Origin of the sequence: Tumidithrix helvetica PCC 7403 (assembly GCF_965232925.1) — a bacterium.
Taxonomy (GTDB): domain Bacteria; phylum Cyanobacteriota; class Cyanobacteriia; order Pseudanabaenales; family Pseudanabaenaceae; genus Tumidithrix; species Tumidithrix helvetica.
In genome coordinates this window covers 36,986-55,987 of sequence record NZ_CBDDRA010000007.1, presented here as the reverse complement: position 1 = coordinate 55,987, position 19,002 = coordinate 36,986, and the positions used below count along the sequence as shown (strand labels likewise).

General features: G+C 46.1%; 17 protein-coding genes. 6 read left to right on the top strand and 11 right to left on the bottom strand.

From position 1 onward, the window contains the following. Positions 1-93 precede the first annotated feature (93 nt). Complete coding sequence (locus ACP2WE_RS08475) at positions 94-975, bottom strand: hypothetical protein (RefSeq protein WP_425215118.1); 882 nt, start codon at positions 973-975, stop codon at positions 94-96. A gap of 187 nt (positions 976-1,162) precedes the next feature. Then, positions 1,163-1,618, bottom strand: coding sequence for an SRPBCC family protein (locus ACP2WE_RS08470; RefSeq protein ID WP_425215117.1), 456 nt, complete (start codon positions 1,616-1,618; stop codon positions 1,163-1,165). A gap of 110 nt (positions 1,619-1,728) precedes the next feature. Here ACP2WE_RS08470 and ACP2WE_RS08465 point away from each other — a divergent pair, with 110 nt between their 5' ends. Next, on the top strand, positions 1,729-3,333 hold the full coding sequence (locus ACP2WE_RS08465; RefSeq protein ID WP_425215116.1) for a DUF2157 domain-containing protein: 1,605 nt from the start codon (positions 1,729-1,731) through the stop codon (positions 3,331-3,333). Next, positions 3,330-4,022 carry a GDYXXLXY domain-containing protein gene (locus tag ACP2WE_RS08460; RefSeq protein ID WP_425215115.1) on the top strand — a complete coding sequence of 231 codons (693 nt, stop codon included), beginning with the start codon at positions 3,330-3,332 and terminating at the stop codon, positions 4,020-4,022. Before ACP2WE_RS08465 ends, ACP2WE_RS08460 begins: the two co-directional genes overlap by 4 nt. Positions 4,023-4,027: 5 nt before the next feature. Here the strand turns inward: ACP2WE_RS08460 and ACP2WE_RS08455 are convergent, their stop codons facing one another. The 3 genes from ACP2WE_RS08455 to ACP2WE_RS08445 form a co-directional block, all read right to left on the bottom strand. After that, complete coding sequence (locus ACP2WE_RS08455; RefSeq protein ID WP_425215114.1) at positions 4,028-4,432, bottom strand: MAPEG family protein; 405 nt, start codon at positions 4,430-4,432, stop codon at positions 4,028-4,030. Between the two features lie 99 nt (positions 4,433-4,531). Next, positions 4,532-6,661, bottom strand: coding sequence for an NAD(P)/FAD-dependent oxidoreductase (locus ACP2WE_RS08450; protein ID WP_425215113.1), 2,130 nt, complete (start codon positions 6,659-6,661; stop codon positions 4,532-4,534). Between the two features lie 80 nt (positions 6,662-6,741). Next, positions 6,742-8,172, bottom strand: coding sequence for a class I SAM-dependent methyltransferase (locus ACP2WE_RS08445; protein ID WP_425215112.1), 1,431 nt, complete (start codon positions 8,170-8,172; stop codon positions 6,742-6,744). Between the two features lie 61 nt (positions 8,173-8,233). On the opposite strand from ACP2WE_RS08445, the gene ACP2WE_RS08440 reads away from it, so the two are divergent. Continuing rightward, positions 8,234-9,382: an endonuclease NucS domain-containing protein gene (locus ACP2WE_RS08440; RefSeq protein WP_425215111.1), complete on the top strand. Its 1,149-nt coding sequence runs from the start codon at positions 8,234-8,236 to the stop codon at positions 9,380-9,382. Positions 9,383-9,429: 47 nt separating this feature from the next. Here the strand turns inward: ACP2WE_RS08440 and ACP2WE_RS08435 are convergent, their stop codons facing one another. From ACP2WE_RS08435 to ACP2WE_RS08425, 3 genes are all read right to left on the bottom strand, one after another. Then, positions 9,430-10,056: a Uma2 family endonuclease gene (locus tag ACP2WE_RS08435; protein ID WP_425215110.1), complete on the bottom strand. Its 627-nt coding sequence runs from the start codon at positions 10,054-10,056 to the stop codon at positions 9,430-9,432. A gap of 164 nt (positions 10,057-10,220) precedes the next feature. Next, positions 10,221-10,976, bottom strand: a complete 756-nt coding sequence (locus ACP2WE_RS08430) for an ABC transporter ATP-binding protein (protein WP_425215109.1) — start codon at positions 10,974-10,976, stop codon at positions 10,221-10,223. A gap of 98 nt (positions 10,977-11,074) precedes the next feature. Continuing rightward, complete coding sequence (locus ACP2WE_RS08425) at positions 11,075-12,358, bottom strand: ABC transporter permease (RefSeq protein ID WP_425215108.1); 1,284 nt, start codon at positions 12,356-12,358, stop codon at positions 11,075-11,077. A 575-nt stretch (positions 12,359-12,933) separates the two neighbouring features. Here ACP2WE_RS08425 and ACP2WE_RS08420 point away from each other — a divergent pair. Together ACP2WE_RS08420 and ACP2WE_RS08415 are read left to right on the top strand one after the other, a co-directional pair. Next, positions 12,934-13,494, top strand: coding sequence for a hypothetical protein (locus ACP2WE_RS08420; protein WP_425215107.1), 561 nt, complete (start codon positions 12,934-12,936; stop codon positions 13,492-13,494). Next, positions 13,488-14,354 (top strand): carbohydrate ABC transporter permease, encoded by an 867-nt coding sequence (locus tag ACP2WE_RS08415; protein WP_425215106.1) that lies wholly within the window; start codon positions 13,488-13,490, stop codon positions 14,352-14,354. The genes ACP2WE_RS08420 and ACP2WE_RS08415 overlap by 7 nt, the downstream gene beginning before the upstream one ends. A gap of 17 nt (positions 14,355-14,371) precedes the next feature. On the opposite strand, the gene ACP2WE_RS08410 is transcribed toward ACP2WE_RS08415, so the two are convergent. Both ACP2WE_RS08410 and ACP2WE_RS08405 read right to left on the bottom strand, forming a co-directional pair. Beyond that, on the bottom strand, positions 14,372-16,198 hold the full coding sequence (locus ACP2WE_RS08410) for a R3H domain-containing nucleic acid-binding protein (protein ID WP_425215105.1): 1,827 nt from the start codon (positions 16,196-16,198) through the stop codon (positions 14,372-14,374). Between the two features lie 111 nt (positions 16,199-16,309). Beyond that, positions 16,310-17,428, bottom strand: a complete 1,119-nt coding sequence (locus ACP2WE_RS08405; RefSeq protein WP_425215104.1) for a Light dependent period protein LdpA domain-containing protein — start codon at positions 17,426-17,428, stop codon at positions 16,310-16,312. 75 nt (positions 17,429-17,503) lie between these two features. On the opposite strand from ACP2WE_RS08405, the gene ACP2WE_RS08400 reads away from it, so the two are divergent. Further along, positions 17,504-18,349 (top strand): 3'(2'),5'-bisphosphate nucleotidase CysQ family protein, encoded by an 846-nt coding sequence (locus ACP2WE_RS08400; RefSeq protein ID WP_425215103.1) that lies wholly within the window; start codon positions 17,504-17,506, stop codon positions 18,347-18,349. A gap of 19 nt (positions 18,350-18,368) precedes the next feature. Here ACP2WE_RS08400 and ACP2WE_RS08395 read toward each other — a convergent pair whose 3' ends face one another. Beyond that, a complete protein-coding gene (locus tag ACP2WE_RS08395) occupies positions 18,369-18,989 on the bottom strand; it encodes a hypothetical protein (RefSeq protein WP_425215102.1) in 621 nt (206 codons plus the stop codon). Between the last annotated feature and the right edge of the window lie 13 nt (positions 18,990-19,002).

The window sequence follows — 19,002 nt, the reverse complement described above, 5'->3', positions numbered from 1 at the left end:
TAGATCCCCAAATTCATCCACATCAAAACCCTTGTTTCGACGAAGTGTGTCAAGTATGAGGCACTACTGAAATTGATGTTTTCTAGCCAATGTTTATAGACAGACCTGTTGTCCCCAACGAATTTTTTGCGTGGAGATAGGCGGATCGATGCACTCGAACTCCTCAACTTTGGGTCTTCCTAAATCCCCATAGGTTCTTACCCAGTCGGTTTCGGCTATACTAAATCGTACAAGACTAACTTGAGGACAGGCTTCGATAATCTTCTGACTAACTGATGCTAGTAGTTGATTAGAACTCATTACAGTATCTACCCCAGACCCCCTGAGGCGAAAGTTGTAACTGAATGGACGAAGTTGAGGATAGCCATCAAACTGGTTAGAAATATCGTTTTTATAAACCTCAGCGATCGCATTTCTGCCCAATTCGAGTTGGGATTGAACGGTTTGCAATGCTGTCATGCAGGCTCGGTTGTTTTCAGCGTTTCGCTGGGCGATCGCAAATCCACTCCGAAATTCCCTTTGCTTGGTGGAGCTTATGCTCGTCGATCGCGCCTGTTCGTAGGGAATAAATTCTCCTCTGGGCAAATCTAGCCAGAGAATATCTGAGGCGTTTACCACGCGAAAGCGATCGATTTGGGGGGAGGTATTGGGGTCACCAGGACAGGAGCCGCCATGTTTCTCACGAACTGCCACACTGACAAAATTTGCCTCGACTCCTTCAACTTGGAATATGAGACACTCGGGTCTAAATCGCCCTTGATAGAAACCGTCGCGGCGAATGCGATCGCTAAGAATGGCGATCGCTTGCCCAGCTTGCGAATTTGATGTATTTAAGGAAGTGACAAAAGAACTTACAAAAGAATTTTGAGGGCTAGATTGTGCTACTGCTTGAGAGGTAGCGTCAAAGAAACTAAACCCGCCCATGCCAAGCATGACCGAGGAAATTAACCCAATCGTTCTAATGCGATCGCCCATAATTGTCTAACCTTCCTACTGACTACAATCAAAATCAAAAAATACCCCACGATCGATGTGACGGATCTTTTGTTTGGTGCTATTCGTATTCTTTAGACGTAAAAACCACAATTTTGTTCCGCGTTAGCTTGCATAAGGCATCGGAAGGTCTAGGAGGGTTATTTTAAAAGCGTAAGAGTATTTTTAGCTAAGCCTGTAACTTTTGTTTTAGCGCCTGATAGGCTCTATCCATTGTGGCATTGTGGTTCCTTTCAGTAATGGCTTTGAACCAAGGGAATTTGACAAATAGAGCAAAAAAGGGGTTGGCAACTGTCACATCCCAAAAATATGTGGCGGCTGTACCTTGGTCTTGCGATCGCAAGACCCATTTCCCTCGACCGATCAAGTTACCTGTTGCTTCCAGTTCTAGCAGATGAGGAGGCTCTACCTTAATGACATGCATCGTAAAGCGAAAGGTATAGGGAAGATCGCCACGGTACTCGACATCAATATCGACACTGCGATGCTCTCCTGTCTGTAAGCTGCGCGGTGAAACCTTGCGAAAATCTCGTAACCATCCAGAGATGTTTGAGGTATCCTCAATCTCTTTCCATACGTGCTCAATCGGAGCGTTGAAATACCAGTGAGTAATGAAGTGGTACATAACTTATGCTTAGATGATGTGCCAGTTGGAACAGTGTCACAAGCGGTCAAGTAATCTAACTCAGTCTTATGGCATAGTCCTGATTACATTTAACAGTCAGGGGCAAATTTATGCTCACAGAAAAATTTCGACGGCAGTTACGCCAAGAAGCCGATCGCTGGCAGGCAGAAGCCTTGATCGCACCAGAGCAATATCAGCAACTCGCAGAACGTTATGGGTTTAATGCCCTAGATGCCAATGCTTCTAGCCGATTTACGATGATTCTGATCGGGCTGGGTAGCATTTTACTTGGGCTGGGAGCGATCGCATTCGTAGCCTCCAATTGGCAGGAGATGTCACGGGAATTCCGCGCAATTTTGTTGCTCAGTGCCTTAATTGGCTCTAATTGGTTGGGGTTTCATCTCTGGCAGAAAACTACACGCTGGCAGCGGCTCGGACAGGGATTCTTGATTTTAGGAGCGCTGATTTTGGGTGCAAATATTGCCCTAATGGGACAGATTTTCCACATTAATGGCGAACTGTTCGGACTTTTCTTGCTCTGGGGCTTTGGTGTGCTGGCAATGGCCTATGGATTGCGTTTTACCCCCCTTGGGATTATGGCGATTCTGCTGATTGGTTTAGGCTATCTGTTCCATTGGGGAAATCACTGGAGCCGACTGGCTACGGATGAAGATGTTTTGGTGAAACTAATCGCGCAGCAGATGTTAGCGATCGCGGTCTTCGTACTCGTCCCACTGGCTTATTGGTGTCGATCCCGCGCGATCGGCATTCTTGCGATTGTGCTCACCGTGCTGGTGTACTTGAATAGTCTATCGATTCAGGAAGGGAACTTTCTGGTCTGGACAATTCGGGAATATATGCCAATTGTGGCTGCCTTTCTATTTATCCCACTGGCTTATTGGTGTCGATCTCGTTCCATCTTTTTATTTGCGTTACTTGCGACCGTTGCAGGCTTGCTCCGCAGCGTGTATGGCTTAAATAATTTTGCCGTTCCAGGACAGGTGATTTGGGCGATCGCGCTGACCTTTCCTCCAGCAATTTTATGGGCCTATGACGACTTTCTGTGGCGGCAGCGATTCCTCTCAGGACGCTTTCTGCCGCGATCGAGTCCCTCCTTTGCCTATTTAGCGCATGGGTTTTCCCTAGTCCTCTTGAGCGCAATCTGTTACTTTCAATCTTTTTGGGGAGCATGGAGTTGGCGGAGTCAAGATATTGTTTTTGTGGAAACCCATCCCTTTACAGAATGGTCTAGCTTGGTGAATCTGCTACTATTCGGAAGTGTTGCCGCATTTGCTTGGTGGCGGCTTTTACAGGACTCCGAAAGAGGTGTTGTAACGAAGATAGTGGGTGGCTTTATGGCGGTGGAGATCGCGATCGTTCTCTGGCACGGAAGCCTGATGCCAATTCCAGAAATTGCCACATTTACCTACAACGCATTGCTATTTCTGATTTCCATGGGCTTGATTCGCATCTCCTTAGAAAAATCGCAGCGAATTCCATTTTGGTCAGGAATTTTCTTGGTTGCTCTACAGGTTATCAGTCGTCTATTTGAATACAATACTGGGCTGTTATTGAAGTCCTTTATCTTCGCCCTCTGCGGTACAGCCGTAATCCTAGCGGGACTCTGGTTTGAACGTCATCTCAAGCCGATCGCTGTTGGTTCCGCAAGTTCATCTCAAGCAATCCTACCTAGTTCTTTTGAGGAAAGACCATGACTAGCATTCCCCTTTCTCCTGAAAACAGCGGCGGAACCCATCCCGAGGAGAACCGTCCTGCACTGCAACCACCAGAAAAGTTAAAAAGTTGGCGATTTTGGGTTCCTTTAGCACTTCAATCTCTATTGGTGATATCGATCGCAATTCCACCCCTATTAACTGAACAAACTGGCAAAACCGTCGTTCTTCAAACTGCGCCTGTCGATCCCTATGATGTCATGCGCGGCTATTCTCAAACTCTCAGCTACGATATCTCAAGAATGGATACGCTGAAAAAGCTGCCAGGATGGAAGGATTTGCCCAAGCAAGCCTATGGCGATTACCCGCAAGACAATACCAATTTTTATGTGATTATGCAGGCTCCTAATGCGAATGGTGCGATCGCGGAAACACCTAAGCCTTGGCAACCGATTGCGATTAAACCCCTGACTCCAAATTCTAATCGCGGCACTTTCCGCCCTGAGACCCTACCGCCTAACCAAGTTGCGATCAGGGGTAGAACAAAGTACGCTTCGGTTGAATACGGTCTGGAAGCCTATTTCATGCCTGAAGAGTTACGCGATCGCGTCAATCAAGAGGCTTCCCAAGCCAGCTTCAACAAAACCAGTTTCGTTGAAATTAAAGTCAATGCTGAGGGTCGTGCCGTTCCAATTAGACTCTGGCTTGGGAATAAGAACTATCGCTTTTAGAGGCTCTAACGAAACAGAATCTTACTGACGATACCTATACCCGAACCGATCAGCAAAGCAAGGGTGGCGAGAGAGGAGATGGCAAAACCCAAGGATCTTTTTTCCGCTGCTGCGTAATAGCCCCAAGCATAGACAATACGACCTAGAATCCAAATTCCACCGATCGCTGCGCCCCATGTTGGACTTATATAAAAGCTAAACAACCAGAGGATAGGCAAAAAGATGGCAAGTTGCTCGAGGGTGTTTTGATGAACCCTAAAGGTGCGCTCAAAGTTCTCATCGCCTGTAATTTGGGGGGCTGGCACTTTATATTTAGCACGAGCAATACCAACGCCAATGCCCAATCCATAATAGAGCATTACTGCTAGCAGCGTAACGAGAGATGGCAATGCGAATAAACTTAAATCCATATGTTGATTGAGAAGTTGAATGCAATCTAATCATGACATATGCAATCCTAGAAATCGTAGGGGCAATTCATGAATTGCCCCTACGATGCTCTTTTACTTTTAGTTCTTAGCGATCGGATTGCCAATCGAATAGTTGAGCGCGTAGCTCCAACTAAGTAGACGCAGCCAAAGGCGGGGGTATTTGGGTTCTAGCCACGATTGTGCCTTGGCGAGCGTTTTGGGTAGCCAACTTGCAAAGAGAGCATTGGCGATCGCGCCTTGCGTAAACGACCCATAACTCTTGAGCCAGCGCAGCATATCCTTTGAGCCAGCCATCTCCCAGATCCAAAGCACGAGTTTGGGGTTTTTGAGTGCCGCCGCGATCGCAAGACGATTAAACATCAGCCAACCGAGGCGATCTTTGATGAAGCGATCGCTGACAATGGGTGGTTGCTCGGCAAGCAGACCAAAAAAGGTATTTAGCATGGAATTCACCCGTTCGGGAGGCAAATGTACGCCCGTAGGAACCATCATGCCCTTAGAGAATAGCCAAGTTACTGCCACATTGCTTTGATATGCCGAAATTTGTTCTAGATCGTCAGCAGTAAGCAGATCGTGTTTGAGCGCAGTATCTAGCAAAATCGTGAGCCGAGGTAGATTGCGCACCAGTGAGCCAAAGCCCGTAAAGACGAGTGGGGACTGCAAAGCCGCCGCATCGCCAATGGCAAGTAAGCGATCGAATGCCGATAGACGCGATCGCGCGGTTAAACTAAAGTGACCGGGAATATAGCCAAAGGTGGCTTTTTTGAACACCAACTTATCCATGTCGCAGCGACGATATTCAGGCAAAATCGCAAAAAAGTCCTCATACATATCCAAGAGAGAACCAGGGTTTTCAGGATGAACTTGGTGATAGTGAAACAGATAAATCGCCATTTCTTCACCCACACCAGGAAAGAGTTCCCAAATCAATTGCCGACCTCTAGAAATATCGCCATGACTAAAGAGAACATCGCCATAGGTATAGTCCCACACGCCGCGATCGAAGCCTTCCACCACTGCCCCTACGGTAGGGCAGACGCTATCAAAGGCTCTGCCCGCATTGATTTGTTGCGCGATCGCACTAGCAGAACCCATGGCATCAATGACTAATCGTCCTGCGATCGCCTTGGAACTTCCATGCGCTCCCTCTGCTAAAGACTTCACCATTACGGTAACGGATTCCTTCTCTACAATTACCTGCTCAAACTCAGTTTGGTCGATAATTTCACCACCAAAAGCCAGTAATTTCTCGCCACAAATTCGCAGCAATTTGCCAGAGTCCAGCGCCACATTCAGAACGGTAGGTGTATGCAGGACTTGTGCTTTTAAGTGAGGCGGGTTATTCCCATCAAAGAATTTGTTGAAACCATCCACGTACTCGCAGGTGATGATGCTTTCAAATTCAGCTTGGGTAAATAGACCGAATTCCACAAGACCTTCAAACTCAGCTCTAGAGATATTCCATTCGCGGTTCATGCGACCAAAGGGCAGGCGTTCGATCAGACAGACACGATAACCCAGTTTTGCCATCATGGCAGCATGAATCACACCCAAAGCTCCGCCTAGATAGATCAGATCGTATTTTGGTGGATTTGAATCGGATGAGGCTTCACTACGCTCTTTCGTAGAATGTGAAGCTATATTCTCTAAACTCAGTTGCGTTCCATTTTGACTGCTCGATCGCTTGTCAAAGATTACTTGCTTGGGGGCTAGAGGATTTTTGACACTTTCGCGCCAACGTTTTTCCCACCAATAGACGCGATTCAGATCGTATTCACCATTGGGAATGCGTTGAAAATATTTGACCGTTAGGGGATATTTCTCAGCCAATGATTGAAAGATCGACTCCCCTGAAGCGATCGCGGGAAGTTGGGGATATTCATAGGGAAATTTGCGGCGAATTTGCTGGGTAAGATCCGCTAAAACCTGCTTCTCGGCTTTTGTTTGGGTTTGGGGTATGGAGGCTTTCGGTGATGACCAGCGAAATACTTTTAAATAGGTCGTGCGTTGCAATGTCCAGACAAAGGCGCACAGATCGTCGGGGGCGTTTTGAAGATCTGGGTTGTCAGGCTTGGAGTCAAACTTTAGGGTAAACCCATCAGCAGTACCTGTTTTTTTGCCGACGGGCGGCAAATACGCTTGACGCAGCCATGCCCGCACTGCTTCGGTATTTGGCGTCGGAATTTCTAAGTAGAGTAGTTGCTGCATGATTGAGAAAACCAGATTTGCTCTTCTAATTTCGCATTTCTTGAGGGCTATTGCCAAATCAATTTATGCGGCAATTGGATCTAAGCTGCAATTTTTTCCAAAATCACTTGGTTTGCTTTATGAATGAGCTTCACCTTATGGCAAAAGCAATTGACAAACGCATCCACCGCAATTCCTGTGTTTTGCTCGGGTGTTTGCGCAAAATTGTAGTCATAGTCGTCAAAAATAATTGTGCCTCCAACCTTTACCAAACTCCAAGTTAAAACTGCATCGGTCAAAACATCGACAGCTAGATGCGAACCGTCAATGTAAGCCAAATCGAATGTGTTGAGCGGCAAATTTCTGAGGACATCCTGTGAATTTCCCACGATTTTCGTTACAGTTGCCTGCGATCGCGTTTGGGCTACATTAAAATCAAATCTTGCCTCGATCGATCGCAGATAGTTTTGTTCGAGATTTAAGTAATCTTCACCGGCAAAGGTGTCAATGCAGGTAATCGCATGCGTAGGCTCTGTCAGTACATTTTCTAGTAGCCAACAGGTAGCTCTGCCTTCCCAACAACCCACTTCCAAAAAATTGAGGTGAGGGATCTTCTTAAATTTGCTGAAATAAACCTCCCAAGTCGGAATATTCCAGCTAAACCAGTCTTGGGTAAATTGATAGCCCGCGATCGCCATATGCACTTCATACTTTGCTTTTGACAGTTGTTGCTGGGCTGATGTCAGATTGGGATTGGAGGTAAGTGCTGCTTGGAAAAAAGCGATCGCATCCTCAAATTTTTTCAGTTTGGCTAGGGTTACACCGCAATTAAAATTCAAGTCAGCTCGATGAGGTTCCGTGAGATCGACGGGGAGTTCTAGAACCTTTTGAAAGCTTCTAAAGGCTGGTGCAAATTGTTGTTGCTGATATTGACTCGTGCCAAGTTGGTAGTAGGTGGAAGAGAGTTGCTTGCGAATCTCTAAAAGCTCTGTCTGGCATTCAGAAACTCCCTCAAACTTCTCAATCACCAGTTCGATTAAACCATGAAACGGATGGATGCCCAACAATTTACTGGCGATATCCACAAGGATCTGACTTGCCTCAAGCATATCTTCAATATCCGCAGATAAGACGATTTGTGTGAGCGTCAATAAATAAGCCTTGACTTCTGACGAAAAGATATCTAATTCCAAGGACAGCCAAACCAAACTACATAGGTTGTCAAAGCGATCGCTTGAGAATTCGTAAATATACTGACGGATGACTCTGGCAAGTGGAAAATCCTTGGTAGCTTCGCGAGCGATTGCTTCAGTATCTAAAATCCTAACAAGTTCCTCTGTCCAAACTTCAATCTGCTCTGGCTCTGCCATTGCCATCACTGACATCCAAGTAAACTGTGCCTCAGATTCTTGACCTTGCAGAAGTTGCTGCAAACCAAGCTGCAAAGCTTCAGAAATTTCTGCGGGGATTTCGTCAGATAATGCCAAATTTTCGCGATCGGATATATTCACAAGAGATATTTGAGCTGCCACATGAGCTACTTGCTAATTCATAATAATCATAACGTAAGCATAAATTTAAATTTTATCCTTAATGACAACTGATCAACAAAACTTGATTTTACCTAGATTCCGAGTTTACGGTAATATTGCAGAATTTGAGACCGAACGACATCTGGAGTGGTTCTTTTGGCACACAGTTCTTACTAAACTAGGACTCAAACCTCTTGCAAGTCAATACAGTTGCAGAGAAGGAATCTGTGATATTTTAGCCAGAGGGATTGACGATCGGCTCATAATCATTGAGCTAAAAAATACGCAGGATTCTCATGTTATAGAACAAATTACTGCATATTTTGATGCACTTCATCTAGAAAAACCTTTTAGTGAAGAGGTTGATTATAGTAAACCAATTACGCTCTATACAGTTTGCCCAAGCTACAGTAGCCGAACTGTAAGTATCTTGAAGTATCATAAGCTTGACTTTACTGTTCTTGCCTACATTGTTAAAAGTTGCGATCAAGTCTTCAGATTTACCTTATGGGACTGGTTTACGAATGAAGAAATCGTCCAGATTGAGATCCCAAGCGCTACGGAGATTCCCACAGATTTTAACCTTCCCGATCCTCCAAAGTCATATGTTGACCTTCTGAGAAAATGCTCTGACGATCAGAAACATTGGGCAATTCAGACTCGCGACCAAATTTATCAGTTTGCTCAAAGTTCTAACTTTAAAATATCTGAAACCCCAGATGGTAAATCAACCCGATTTGAACGAACCAAACTATATCCAATTGTTGAGATGGATTGGGACAACAAAAGAGATACTCTCGCAATTTATCTATGGCTTCCCTTTACAACGGTTAATGGAAGAATAAATATGATGAGAGAAACATACAAAAAGACTTCCATGATGAGACTTTGGATAGTCGATGGCGAGGTAGAGTTTCTTGCCTATGTGGAAAATAAACGCAAAAGTTGGTTGGTTTTTACAAAAGACGAATTAGAAAACCAAAAATTCCCTAGACCCACTAAAATGAGAGGCAGGAGATATGGTGAAATTCATTATTGGGAAGGGTTAGCAATGCCGACTCAATTTTACTTAGAAACTATGGGGATGATTGATAAGTCACACTCCTTAAGCGACTTTGTAGCCTTGGCACTCGACCATGCACTGAAAAGGTATACAAAGAGTCAGAGTAGCCGAAAAACAGAAAATATAACCAAAACTGTTGAGCCTTAGAAAGACCTCTATCCGTTTACAAAACGTGTCCTAAATCATTAGGAAGGCTATGCTTCTAAAATTTGGTTAACAGTTAGGGTTAGCTCTGGAAAAGTTGTCGAAGTGATGCGATCTTCACCTCGGAATTGCTGAGCTTGATAAATTCCCTCTGCATTAAGCCAATGCACAAATACACTCGGTTGCTTGGGATTGCCCAAATAACTACGACTGGCGATCGCTAAGTAATCAATCACCCAATATTCTGTAATTCCTAATCGTTGGTATTCAGCTAGTTTGTCCACATAGTCATCTTCCCAGTTCGTTGAGACTACTTCAACAGCTAATTGCAAAGGTTCGGTTGCGATTGGGTAATACGCGGAACGATTAGCTCTCCATGCATCGCGGTTAACCACGCTTACGTCTGGATGTCGCACATTTTCTGTCCCATCTGTCCCAGTAGTGATAATCGCAATCCTTCCCGATATGCGATAGTTGAGACTTAGGCGATCGACCTCGCGATCGAAAATCTTAGCGATGAAATCAGCAATATCCTCATGATGCCTTGTTGCTAAAATTCTGACCATTTCACCATTGATTAGTTCATATCGCCCATCGTCAGGATAGCTATCTAAGAAGGCTTCAACGGATAGCTTGGGGCTAATTTTTGAGGATACAGATGGTTGTGCGAGCGTCATACATCACACTCCTTTTATAGGCTTGCTAATTCATTAATATAAAACAGATATAAGCACTTAAAGCTTCTATTGTATTATGCCCTTCAGTTTTTTCTTTAGCTCTGAATGCAAATTGCTACGAGCTCAAAACTATACATTTGAATGACTTTATTGTGGCATTTTCCTTATAGAACATGTCCTAAATCTTGAGGGCTGAGATTGGCATGAATCACCTGCCCATCTTGGAACCAAACAACGCGGCGACTGTGACGAGCGACTTCAGATTCGTGGGTGACGATTACCACTGTAATGCCACTGGCATTCAGTTCGCCAAACAGATCGATCACTTCTTGAGTCGTGCGGGAATCTAACGCACCCGTAGGCTCATCTGCTAGTAACATCACAGGTCGATTTACGATCGCTCTGGCAATGGCTACCCTTTGCTGCTGTCCGCCCGACATTTGATTGGGTTTGTTATTGAGCCGATGTCCCATGCCCACACGGATCAAGGCTTCCGCAGCGCGATCGCGTTGTTCTTTATTTTTCACATTCGCATAAGCCATGGGCAGCATCACATTTTCCAGGGCTGAGAGTTGTTGCAAGAGGTGATATTGCTGGAATACAAAACCAATTTTGAGATTGCGGGTTTTCGCCAACTGATCTTCTGACAAGTCGGAAACATCTTGCCCATCCAGAAAATAATGTCCCGAAGAAGGTCGATCTAAACAGCCAATGATATTCATCACCGTAGATTTGCCCGAACCCGATGCGCCCATGATCGCACAGTACTCGCCTTCAACCACCAGTAAATTGACGCGATCCAAAGCCTTCACTAATGTATCCCCAGCACCATACAGTTTGCTGACATCCTCCAGCCTAATAATTTCATGTTGGGGATTGGGAACTTCCGCGATCGCAGTTTGTTGAGAATTGGGAATCATTTTTTTGTAATGGGTGACTGGTAATTTGGTTGTCGGTTATCAGTATTCTTGGGATTGATTACAGAAGCCTGATACAGAAGACCGATAACTGAAAACTATTAAATACTTCTCAATGCCACAATTGGATCGAGTTTGGCGGCTTGCTGGGCGGGGACAACACCAAAAAATAGACCGATCGCTCCTGAGACTCCAACTGCTAACAGAATTGCACCACCTGAAACCCCTGCTTGCAAAGGCGTGAAAGCTGCGACTAATAAAATTCCGCCGACACCAATCCCTGTACCAAACAAGCCCCCAGCTACAGAGAGAATCACTGCCTCGATAATGAACTGCACCAAAATATCACTTTGCGAAGCCCCGATCGCTTTCCGCAGCCCGATTTCTTGGGTACGTTCTGTTACCGATACCAACATGATATTCATAATGCCAATGCCGCCGACCAGCAGCGAAATACTCGCGATCGCAGCCAGCATGATCGTCAGCGCACCTGTAATATTTCCGACGATTTCCAGCGCATCTTTTTGACTGCGGATCGTAAAAGTCTCTTCCGCTTTATCATCGAGAGATTTATGACGCAGTTTCAAGAGGTTAGTGATTTGAAACTCTGCGGCATCAACGGCATCATTGCTCTTAGCCGAAACATTAATTACAGTGACAGCAATTCCGTAAGGTGATGTACGTCCGACAATATTTCCAACAATAGTCGTGAAAGGCATAAACAGCGTGTCATCTTGGTTAGTTCCTAGCGAAGCCCCTTTGGCATCCATGATGCCGATAATTTCGTAGCTAGCACCGCGAATTCTGACTTGCTGACCGATGGGGCTACCTCCTACTGGCTTGCATGCATCCACTTTTTCTTTTGAGTCTTTGGGCTCTGGGTAATAGCTCTTAAATAACTTCTTAGCCATCTCCGCGCCAATGGTGACAACGCGAGCATTACGCTTGAGGTCGTCCTTTGTAAAAAATCGCCCGAGACAAGTTGGGGCATTTCTCACGGTTTGATATTCGGGGACAGTCCCGATGAGCGTGGCACGTTCGGTAGATTGAGCCGACACAGCTAGTTCTGAACTGCTGATTTGCGGCGCAACTTCACGGACAGTTGGGACTTGAGATGCGATCGCATCAGCATCAGCGAGAACGAGGCGATTGGGCGGACTGATCGCATTGCGGCGGGCATTATCCGAACCAGGGATGATAAAAATTACATCCGTACCAAGCGTCTGAAACTGTTGGGAGGCATACTTTTTGGCTCCTTCGCCCACTCCAACCATGATAATCACAGAGGCATTACCAATGATAATCCCCAGCATGGTTAACCCACTTCGCAATCGATTGGTGGCAAGGGTTTTACCCGCCATGCTCAAGCTTTCTAGAATATTCATGAATATTTTTGATACTTAACTATTACTTAATATTTAGAGAAATGCTTGTTTTTAGACTATCGCTTTGCTAGAGAGAAACTTGAGTCACATAGCAATCCTATTTGATTTATATATAGGGAAATTCATAAATTACCTCACGATCCTAGACAGAGAAAAAATTGTTGATGAATCATGACTAATTGCTCAAGCAATTCAACCAATTCAATCAATTCAATCGATGAATTTAATCAATTCAATCGATCGATTGAAGTTTTGGACTGGAGTAAAGCACTTAAATACAAATTCTGCAATCAGTAAAAACTCGTGCCTCCTATGCTTTGTTGACATAAAGAAACATGCAATTTTCCTGTCAATTCCATTTTACTTACTTGCCAAATAATTAAATCCTGATTAAGACAGACATCTGGAGTAATGGCATTAAATAGTAATTAAGTTGTAAGAAGCGATTATAAATGACAAATCATGACGTAACATCCATGTCTCTGTTCAGTTTTAAGCGTAATTTTAACGACTAATCATGCTATTCGTGATATTCTTGTGGTTGATGTAGATTAGGTGTTGGGGTCTATTAATCCATGAAAAAAATTCATATTGGTTCGTTAATTCTTGCTGCTGTTGCTGTTACTGCAGTACCTGCGATCGCTCAAGCAGAAGAAGTGTTTATGGACAGTACTGTTCCTCAAGTTATTCAAAAAATCTCTCCTGGAAATGTAGTTACATTTAAGAATGACAAAGGAGAATCGAATGACTATTACGTTCCCGAATGGATGTTCTCTAAGTACGACCTCAAGGTTGGTACAACTGCATTTCTTTTTAACCGTAATGTGATCCAGGGCAAACTCGGCTCTGGATATGTTGATACGGATAATAAAAATGTTTTGGGGCTAGATGATTTTGCCTATGGTCAAACCCGTGTTGGTTGCTCTGCCGTAGAGAGCCCTGCTAGTCGCGGTTTGCGTGGGGGGTCGCGTCTTTGGTACAAAGACATTTGCTGTTTCTCTACCCTTCCTGTAGTTGGCTCGATGTCCTTCTATCAGAAAAAGGACATCGTAGTTGAGAAATCAGAAGTCCCAACCATTCCTCCTGCTTCGACTACACCTGCAAAATATGATGAACCTGTGCGTGGTCTGTGGTAAAGCTGAGTAATTGGCTCGATAAAGAGTCCAATTCTGCTTGGTTATTTCTTGCACCCAGTTTGTTACTACTGGGTGCATTTGTTCTGTTTCCAATTCTGTATCTGTTTTATCTCAGCGTTACGGCAGGGCATTTTACGCTAGCGGGTGTGCGCTGGGTTGGGCTAAACAATTATCTGCGTCTAGTGCAAAGCCCCGACTTTTGGCAGGTTCTGGGAAATACTGTCTACTTCACGATCGCAACGGCAATTCCTAGTGTGGTTGTGCCTTTGGTGTTAGCCGTATTCCTCGATCGCAGTTTTGTCGGACGGGGCGTATTGCGATCGCTTTACTTTTTGCCCTCAGTGGTTTCGATCGTGGCGGCGGGTTTAGGCTGGCGTTGGTTATTTCAACCTGATGGTGCGATCGATGGCTTGCTGGGACTAAAGCCACCCCTTGCTTGGTTTAACAACCCTAGCTTGGCAATGCTGGTTTTAATTTTATTGAGTATTTGGAAGCAATTGGGCTTCAATATGGTGGTGTTTTTGGCGGGATTGCAAGCGATTCCCCAAAACCGCTACGAAGCCGCCGAGCTGGATGGGGCAAATCCAGTGGCAAAGTTTTGGTACATTACTCTCCCTGGATTGCGCCCCACTACGGTCTTTGTGGCGATCTCAACCCTAATTTTTACGTTTCGTAGTTTTGAGCAGGTTTATGTGGTCACGGGTGGGGGACCGCTCAATGCCACCAATATTTTGGTGTACTACGTTTACGAGCAGGCTTTTGGTCTATTTGACTTTGGCTATGCTGCTGCCGCTGCGATCGTTTTACTACTTGGTGTGTTAGCGCTGGTCTTTTGGCAACTTCAAGCTTGGAAAACTTAAAGATTCGCTTTAAAGCTTTAATTGGGATAAATGCGAAGGCGACGATTGGGTTCGTTGCCAAAGCTGGATGATTTGAGATGGTAATGTTCTACGAGTTCGTGTTGCATGCGACGAATGACCGAAGAACGCGGGAGTAATTCTACGGGTTGTCCCTTGGGAATCACGATCTGTTCCACTGCCAAACGGGCTTCTTCGAGGGCTTCCATCTCGTCCTCTGAGTCTCCGTAAGCAAAAAGACTCAGATCGCCGATCGCGGAAGTTCCCGCTGGACTCTCATCAATATGCAAAATCCGTCGCAAAGCACGGGTAATTTGCGGAATCGTGCTGCTCTTTATCACGTGAATTGGCAACTGACGGGCTTCGGCAATATGGCGTAATTTAGAATGGCTGCGCACCTGCGATCGCAGCGCCAAAATCACATCGGCATTCTCAGCCTCTTTGGTAATTACAATCGGCAGATTTAGCGCCTCGATTACCTGCTCGGTTTGATGGCGGCTGACGGCATAGAGATAGACATAGGTGGCATCAATGTCAGGGTCGGCATTGGCAGGATATTTGATCGAGGTCTCGTCCAGATCGTCAATGACCCGATCTTCACGATCGCCATCCCCCTCGAAGTCATCACTCCAGTCCCCACCATAGAGGCGATCGGTTAGACGTTCGACTTGGCGTTCGATATGACGTTCAGCTTGGCGCTCGATTTGGCGTTCAGAGCGGCGATCGCCGATATTCGTTACCGTAGCCGTATCGAGCGGCACGGGCTTCATCCTTCCCGACGCCCGCCAACCCTTAGCATTAGGATTTTTGATCATCTCTTGCGCAGGGGGAGCCTCCTCGGTAATTGCCACACTGCCTGCCTCAGTCACCGCCCGAATCTGCTGACCGGGGTTGCGATCGCGTAATAGAGCATCAATGGTTTCGGCAACATTTTTATGGACGACCCAGCGGTAGCGTTCTAGCATTTCGATCGCAATCTCAAAGGTAGGCTGGGCCTTGCGCTCTAGGATGCTTTTTTGCGGCAATCCTCGGCGGCGCATCTCTTCATCGCCCAAGGTTACCGACTGAATGCCGCCGACAAGATCCGACAGGGTGGGATTTTTAATCAAATTTGCCAACTGATTGCCGTGCGCCGTACCGACCAATTGCACGCCTCGTTCGGCGATCGTTCTTGCCGCCAAAGCTTCTAGCTCCGTACCAATTTCATCGATCACGATCACTTCGGGCATATGGTTTTCCACAGCTTCAATCATCACCTGATGTTGCAGTTCGGGCTTTGCCACTTGCATCCGTCGCGCCCGACCGATCGCAGGGTGCGGAATGTCTCCATCGCCAGCTACCTCATTGGACGTGTCGATAATTACAACCCGTTTGGTCATTTCATCCGCCAAAACACGGGCAATTTCTCGCAATGCCGTGGTTTTACCCATTCCCGGTTTGCCCAGCAGCAAAATGGATTTTCCCGTCTCGACCAAATCCCTGATCATTTCCACTGTGCCATAGACGGCTCGCCCAACGCGGCAAGTCAGTCCAATAATCATGCCCTTACGATTGCGCATGGCACTAATTCGATGCAGGGTGCGTTCGATGCCAGCGCGATTGTCGCCGCTAAATTCGCCTACCCTTTGCACGCATTCATCCAGTTCCGCCTGTGTAATTGGTGCATCGGATAGATAGTGGGTCAGGTCAAAATAACGCGCTTCTGGGGGGCGTCCCAGATCCATCACAACTTCAACGAGGCGATCGAGTTGTCCAAAAGCTTCTAGGCTTTGTCGAATGTCAGGAGGCAAGATTGCCAAGAGCTGATCGAGATTGTCTGTAACTTGCTTGCGGAATACGTCCGACATAAATTAAGTGATTCTTAGTGAATATATGAAAGGGTTTCTTAAGGCAGATTCGGAATACAGAGTTGGAATGTAGAGTCCTAGCGCAGATTCGAAAGGCAGTTGTAGTTTAAATCATGGCTTTAAGGGAATCGATGAGAAGGTTGATGGAGCATCTTGCAGGTCACTTGCAGATTGGGAATGCTTAATCTGTCCGACCAGACACTTTGCTTTGGAAACCGCTTGTTGTAGGAGTAGGGAATCGGCTTCTAGATAATTGCTCGACGATCGCTCTAGAATATCTGCCACCAATTTACGTGCATAGCTACCATAGGCAATTCCCGCAGGTCGAACGTTAGCTGCCTGTAGTTTAGCAACGGTACTTGCATTTGTACCACCTGCAACCTGCACAAAACCAAAGGGTAATTGCATCCCTACGACTTTTTTTGCCAGCAAAACTGCCGCACGCGTCGCGCCATCACCAATATCGCCACTCATCGGTCGTCCATCTGCCTGCCAGATCAGTTGCTGCGGTAGCGGGTGCATACAGGCAAGCAGTGCGGTTAGATAGTCACGCAAGTCTTCGCAGTCTGGAAAACTCACCGCCACCAACTTAAGCTGGGGAATTAGCCCACCTAGACGCTGCCAAAGCTGACCAAATTCTCGGACGCGCCCAGGTTGGGTATGAATTTCGATCGCATCAATTGGTTCCCTATGAATGGTTTCAGGAGCGTAAACTTGCTCGCGGGTGTGAATAATTTGCACTGGGCATAGAGGTAAACATCGACCGCAGCCGTAGCAGAGGCTGTCAACGATCCCATTGTAACCATTCTCCATAGGACTATGAATGTTGCGATCGCTACCACCACGAAACTGAATCGCTTGGGTTGGGCAAATATCCATACAGGGGCGATCGCAACCAGAAAGGCAATCTTGCGGCTCAAATAGGGCTTTGCGAAAATGCGGATCTTCGCCATCATTAAAGCTCACCATCACCCAAGGGGCAGCATAGGTAATATTTTCAGGAGAGCGATCGGCAAGACCCATAAAGCGATGGGCGACGGCAATTCCCTCTCTTGCGGCTCTAATCACAGCAGGATCGGCAGCCATATCAATGCAGTCGGCTCCAGCCAAGGTATAGACTAGGGCTAGGTTACGAATACTGGGCAGATGCTGATAGCTAGCACCGCAGATCAATTTAAACCATTGCTGCGATCGCAGTGCGTCTAAGGGAGAATTTGATAACTGATTCATTTCCTCTATGCTAATACTTGAGCGCTAATACTTGAGCCGTAAAACTAGTAACTGATAACCGACAACCAAACCACCATGATGCAAGATCTCAACCAGTTACTAGAAATCGTACGTCCGATCGCTTGGGGCGCGTCGGATATTATCATGACCTACTATCGATCGCCCAAAAGCATAGAAATTACTAGCAAAGGTGGCGATGAAGGCAAAGTTACTTCTGCGGATTTTGCCGCTAACGATTACATCCTGCATCAGCTCAAATATCAACTGGGCACTCACGATTTTGCCTATCTTAGCGAAGAAGCTGAGGACGATGCTAGTCGCCTCGAGCACGATTGGGTTTGGATCATCGACCCCCTAGATGGCACCAGTGGTTTTATCAAACACACGGGAGAATTTGCCGTGCATATTGGTTTAGCCTATCAACAACGCCCCGTTCTTGGCTTGGTGGCTTGCCCCTCTCAAGGCAAATTATTCTCCGCGATCGCGAACCAAGGCACCCATTTAGAAACCCAAGATGGGCAAAAACGGCGGATAGAGGTTTCTAACAAAAAAGAAGTGCAGGATATGGTGGCGATCGCCAGTCGCACCCATCGCACTGCCGAGCTAGATTTTATTCTCAGTCGTTTGCCAAATATCCAAGAGCGAGCAGTAGGCAGTATTGGCGGAAAATTTGGTGCGATCGTCGAAGCCCAAGCCGATTTTTATATTGCACTGTCAGGGCGATCGGCTCCCAAAGATTGGGACTACTGTGCCCCTGAAATTATCCTGACTGAGGCAGGGGGGAAATTGACGCGCTTTGATGGCAGTCCGCTTTTATACAACAACCTCGACATCAGACAGTGGGGCAATTTGATTGCCAGCAACGGTCATTGCCACGAGCAGCTATGCCAACTCAGTCAAACCGCCCTCGCGGAGATGTAAGCCACTCGTTTTCTTTGCTTCAAACAGGCATGGGTTGACATACCGATCTCAAGGGTTCTAGGAGAATTCCTAAAATCTTATCCACTTCGTTAATGTAATATTCGATCGCATCAATCCTGACTAAATTTCCTTCTAGGGTGATGAATCGCCAGTTTGTACCACTCGTCACCGCACCATAAATGCGCGGAATCTCGTTATGCCGTTGTGCGTTAAATATTTGCGCCGCCACCATGGCTGCGATACATTGACCGACACCACCGATAATATCTTCGCGTTTTGCCTCAATAATAATCACCACTGGTTCCGTAATTTCCAACTGTTCTTCAGAACGGCTTAACAGAAAGTCGCAAAATCCTGTCAGTCCCCGATCGCGATCGACCGTAAACTCCGAACCAGAGAACAGCGAAATCTTGAAATCAAGCTGGCGACGAACTTCACCGAGCACCTGAGCAATAATAAACTCCGATCGTGCTTTTTCAGTGCCGACCGCGATCGCAAAAGCTAAATTCTCTTGCAGTAGTGTCCTGAGAATTGGCGAAGGTTGGGCTTTAGAAGTGTTAGCAAAGAGATCTGTTTTTTCGTCAATCGTAAGCTGAAAAGACTCTCTGACCTTGCTAAATGTGAAATCACTGTATGCCATATCAATTCACATA

What these genes read in the sequence shown, in the direction of transcription:
- ACP2WE_RS08475 (WP_425215118.1), bottom strand. Translation starts at nt 975, where the DNA reads ATGGGCGATCGCATTAGAACGATTGGGTTAATTTCCTCGGTCATGCTT.
- ACP2WE_RS08470 (WP_425215117.1), bottom strand. Translation starts at nt 1,618, where the DNA reads ATGTACCACTTCATTACTCACTGGTATTTCAACGCTCCGATTGAGCAC.
- ACP2WE_RS08465 (WP_425215116.1), top strand. Translation starts at nt 1,729, where the DNA reads ATGCTCACAGAAAAATTTCGACGGCAGTTACGCCAAGAAGCCGATCGC.
- ACP2WE_RS08460 (WP_425215115.1), top strand. Translation starts at nt 3,330, where the DNA reads ATGACTAGCATTCCCCTTTCTCCTGAAAACAGCGGCGGAACCCATCCC.
- ACP2WE_RS08455 (WP_425215114.1), bottom strand. Translation starts at nt 4,432, where the DNA reads ATGGATTTAAGTTTATTCGCATTGCCATCTCTCGTTACGCTGCTAGCA.
- ACP2WE_RS08450 (WP_425215113.1), bottom strand. Translation starts at nt 6,661, where the DNA reads ATGCAGCAACTACTCTACTTAGAAATTCCGACGCCAAATACCGAAGCA.
- ACP2WE_RS08440 (WP_425215111.1), top strand. Translation starts at nt 8,234, where the DNA reads ATGACAACTGATCAACAAAACTTGATTTTACCTAGATTCCGAGTTTAC.
- ACP2WE_RS08435 (WP_425215110.1), bottom strand. Translation starts at nt 10,056, where the DNA reads ATGACGCTCGCACAACCATCTGTATCCTCAAAAATTAGCCCCAAGCTA.
- ACP2WE_RS08430 (WP_425215109.1), bottom strand. Translation starts at nt 10,976, where the DNA reads ATGATTCCCAATTCTCAACAAACTGCGATCGCGGAAGTTCCCAATCCC.
- ACP2WE_RS08425 (WP_425215108.1), bottom strand. Translation starts at nt 12,358, where the DNA reads ATGAATATTCTAGAAAGCTTGAGCATGGCGGGTAAAACCCTTGCCACC.
- ACP2WE_RS08420 (WP_425215107.1), top strand. Translation starts at nt 12,934, where the DNA reads ATGAAAAAAATTCATATTGGTTCGTTAATTCTTGCTGCTGTTGCTGTT.
- ACP2WE_RS08410 (WP_425215105.1), bottom strand. Translation starts at nt 16,198, where the DNA reads ATGTCGGACGTATTCCGCAAGCAAGTTACAGACAATCTCGATCAGCTC.
- ACP2WE_RS08405 (WP_425215104.1), bottom strand. Translation starts at nt 17,428, where the DNA reads ATGAATCAGTTATCAAATTCTCCCTTAGACGCACTGCGATCGCAGCAA.
- ACP2WE_RS08400 (WP_425215103.1), top strand. Translation starts at nt 17,504, where the DNA reads ATGATGCAAGATCTCAACCAGTTACTAGAAATCGTACGTCCGATCGCT.
- ACP2WE_RS08395 (WP_425215102.1), bottom strand. Translation starts at nt 18,989, where the DNA reads ATGGCATACAGTGATTTCACATTTAGCAAGGTCAGAGAGTCTTTTCAG.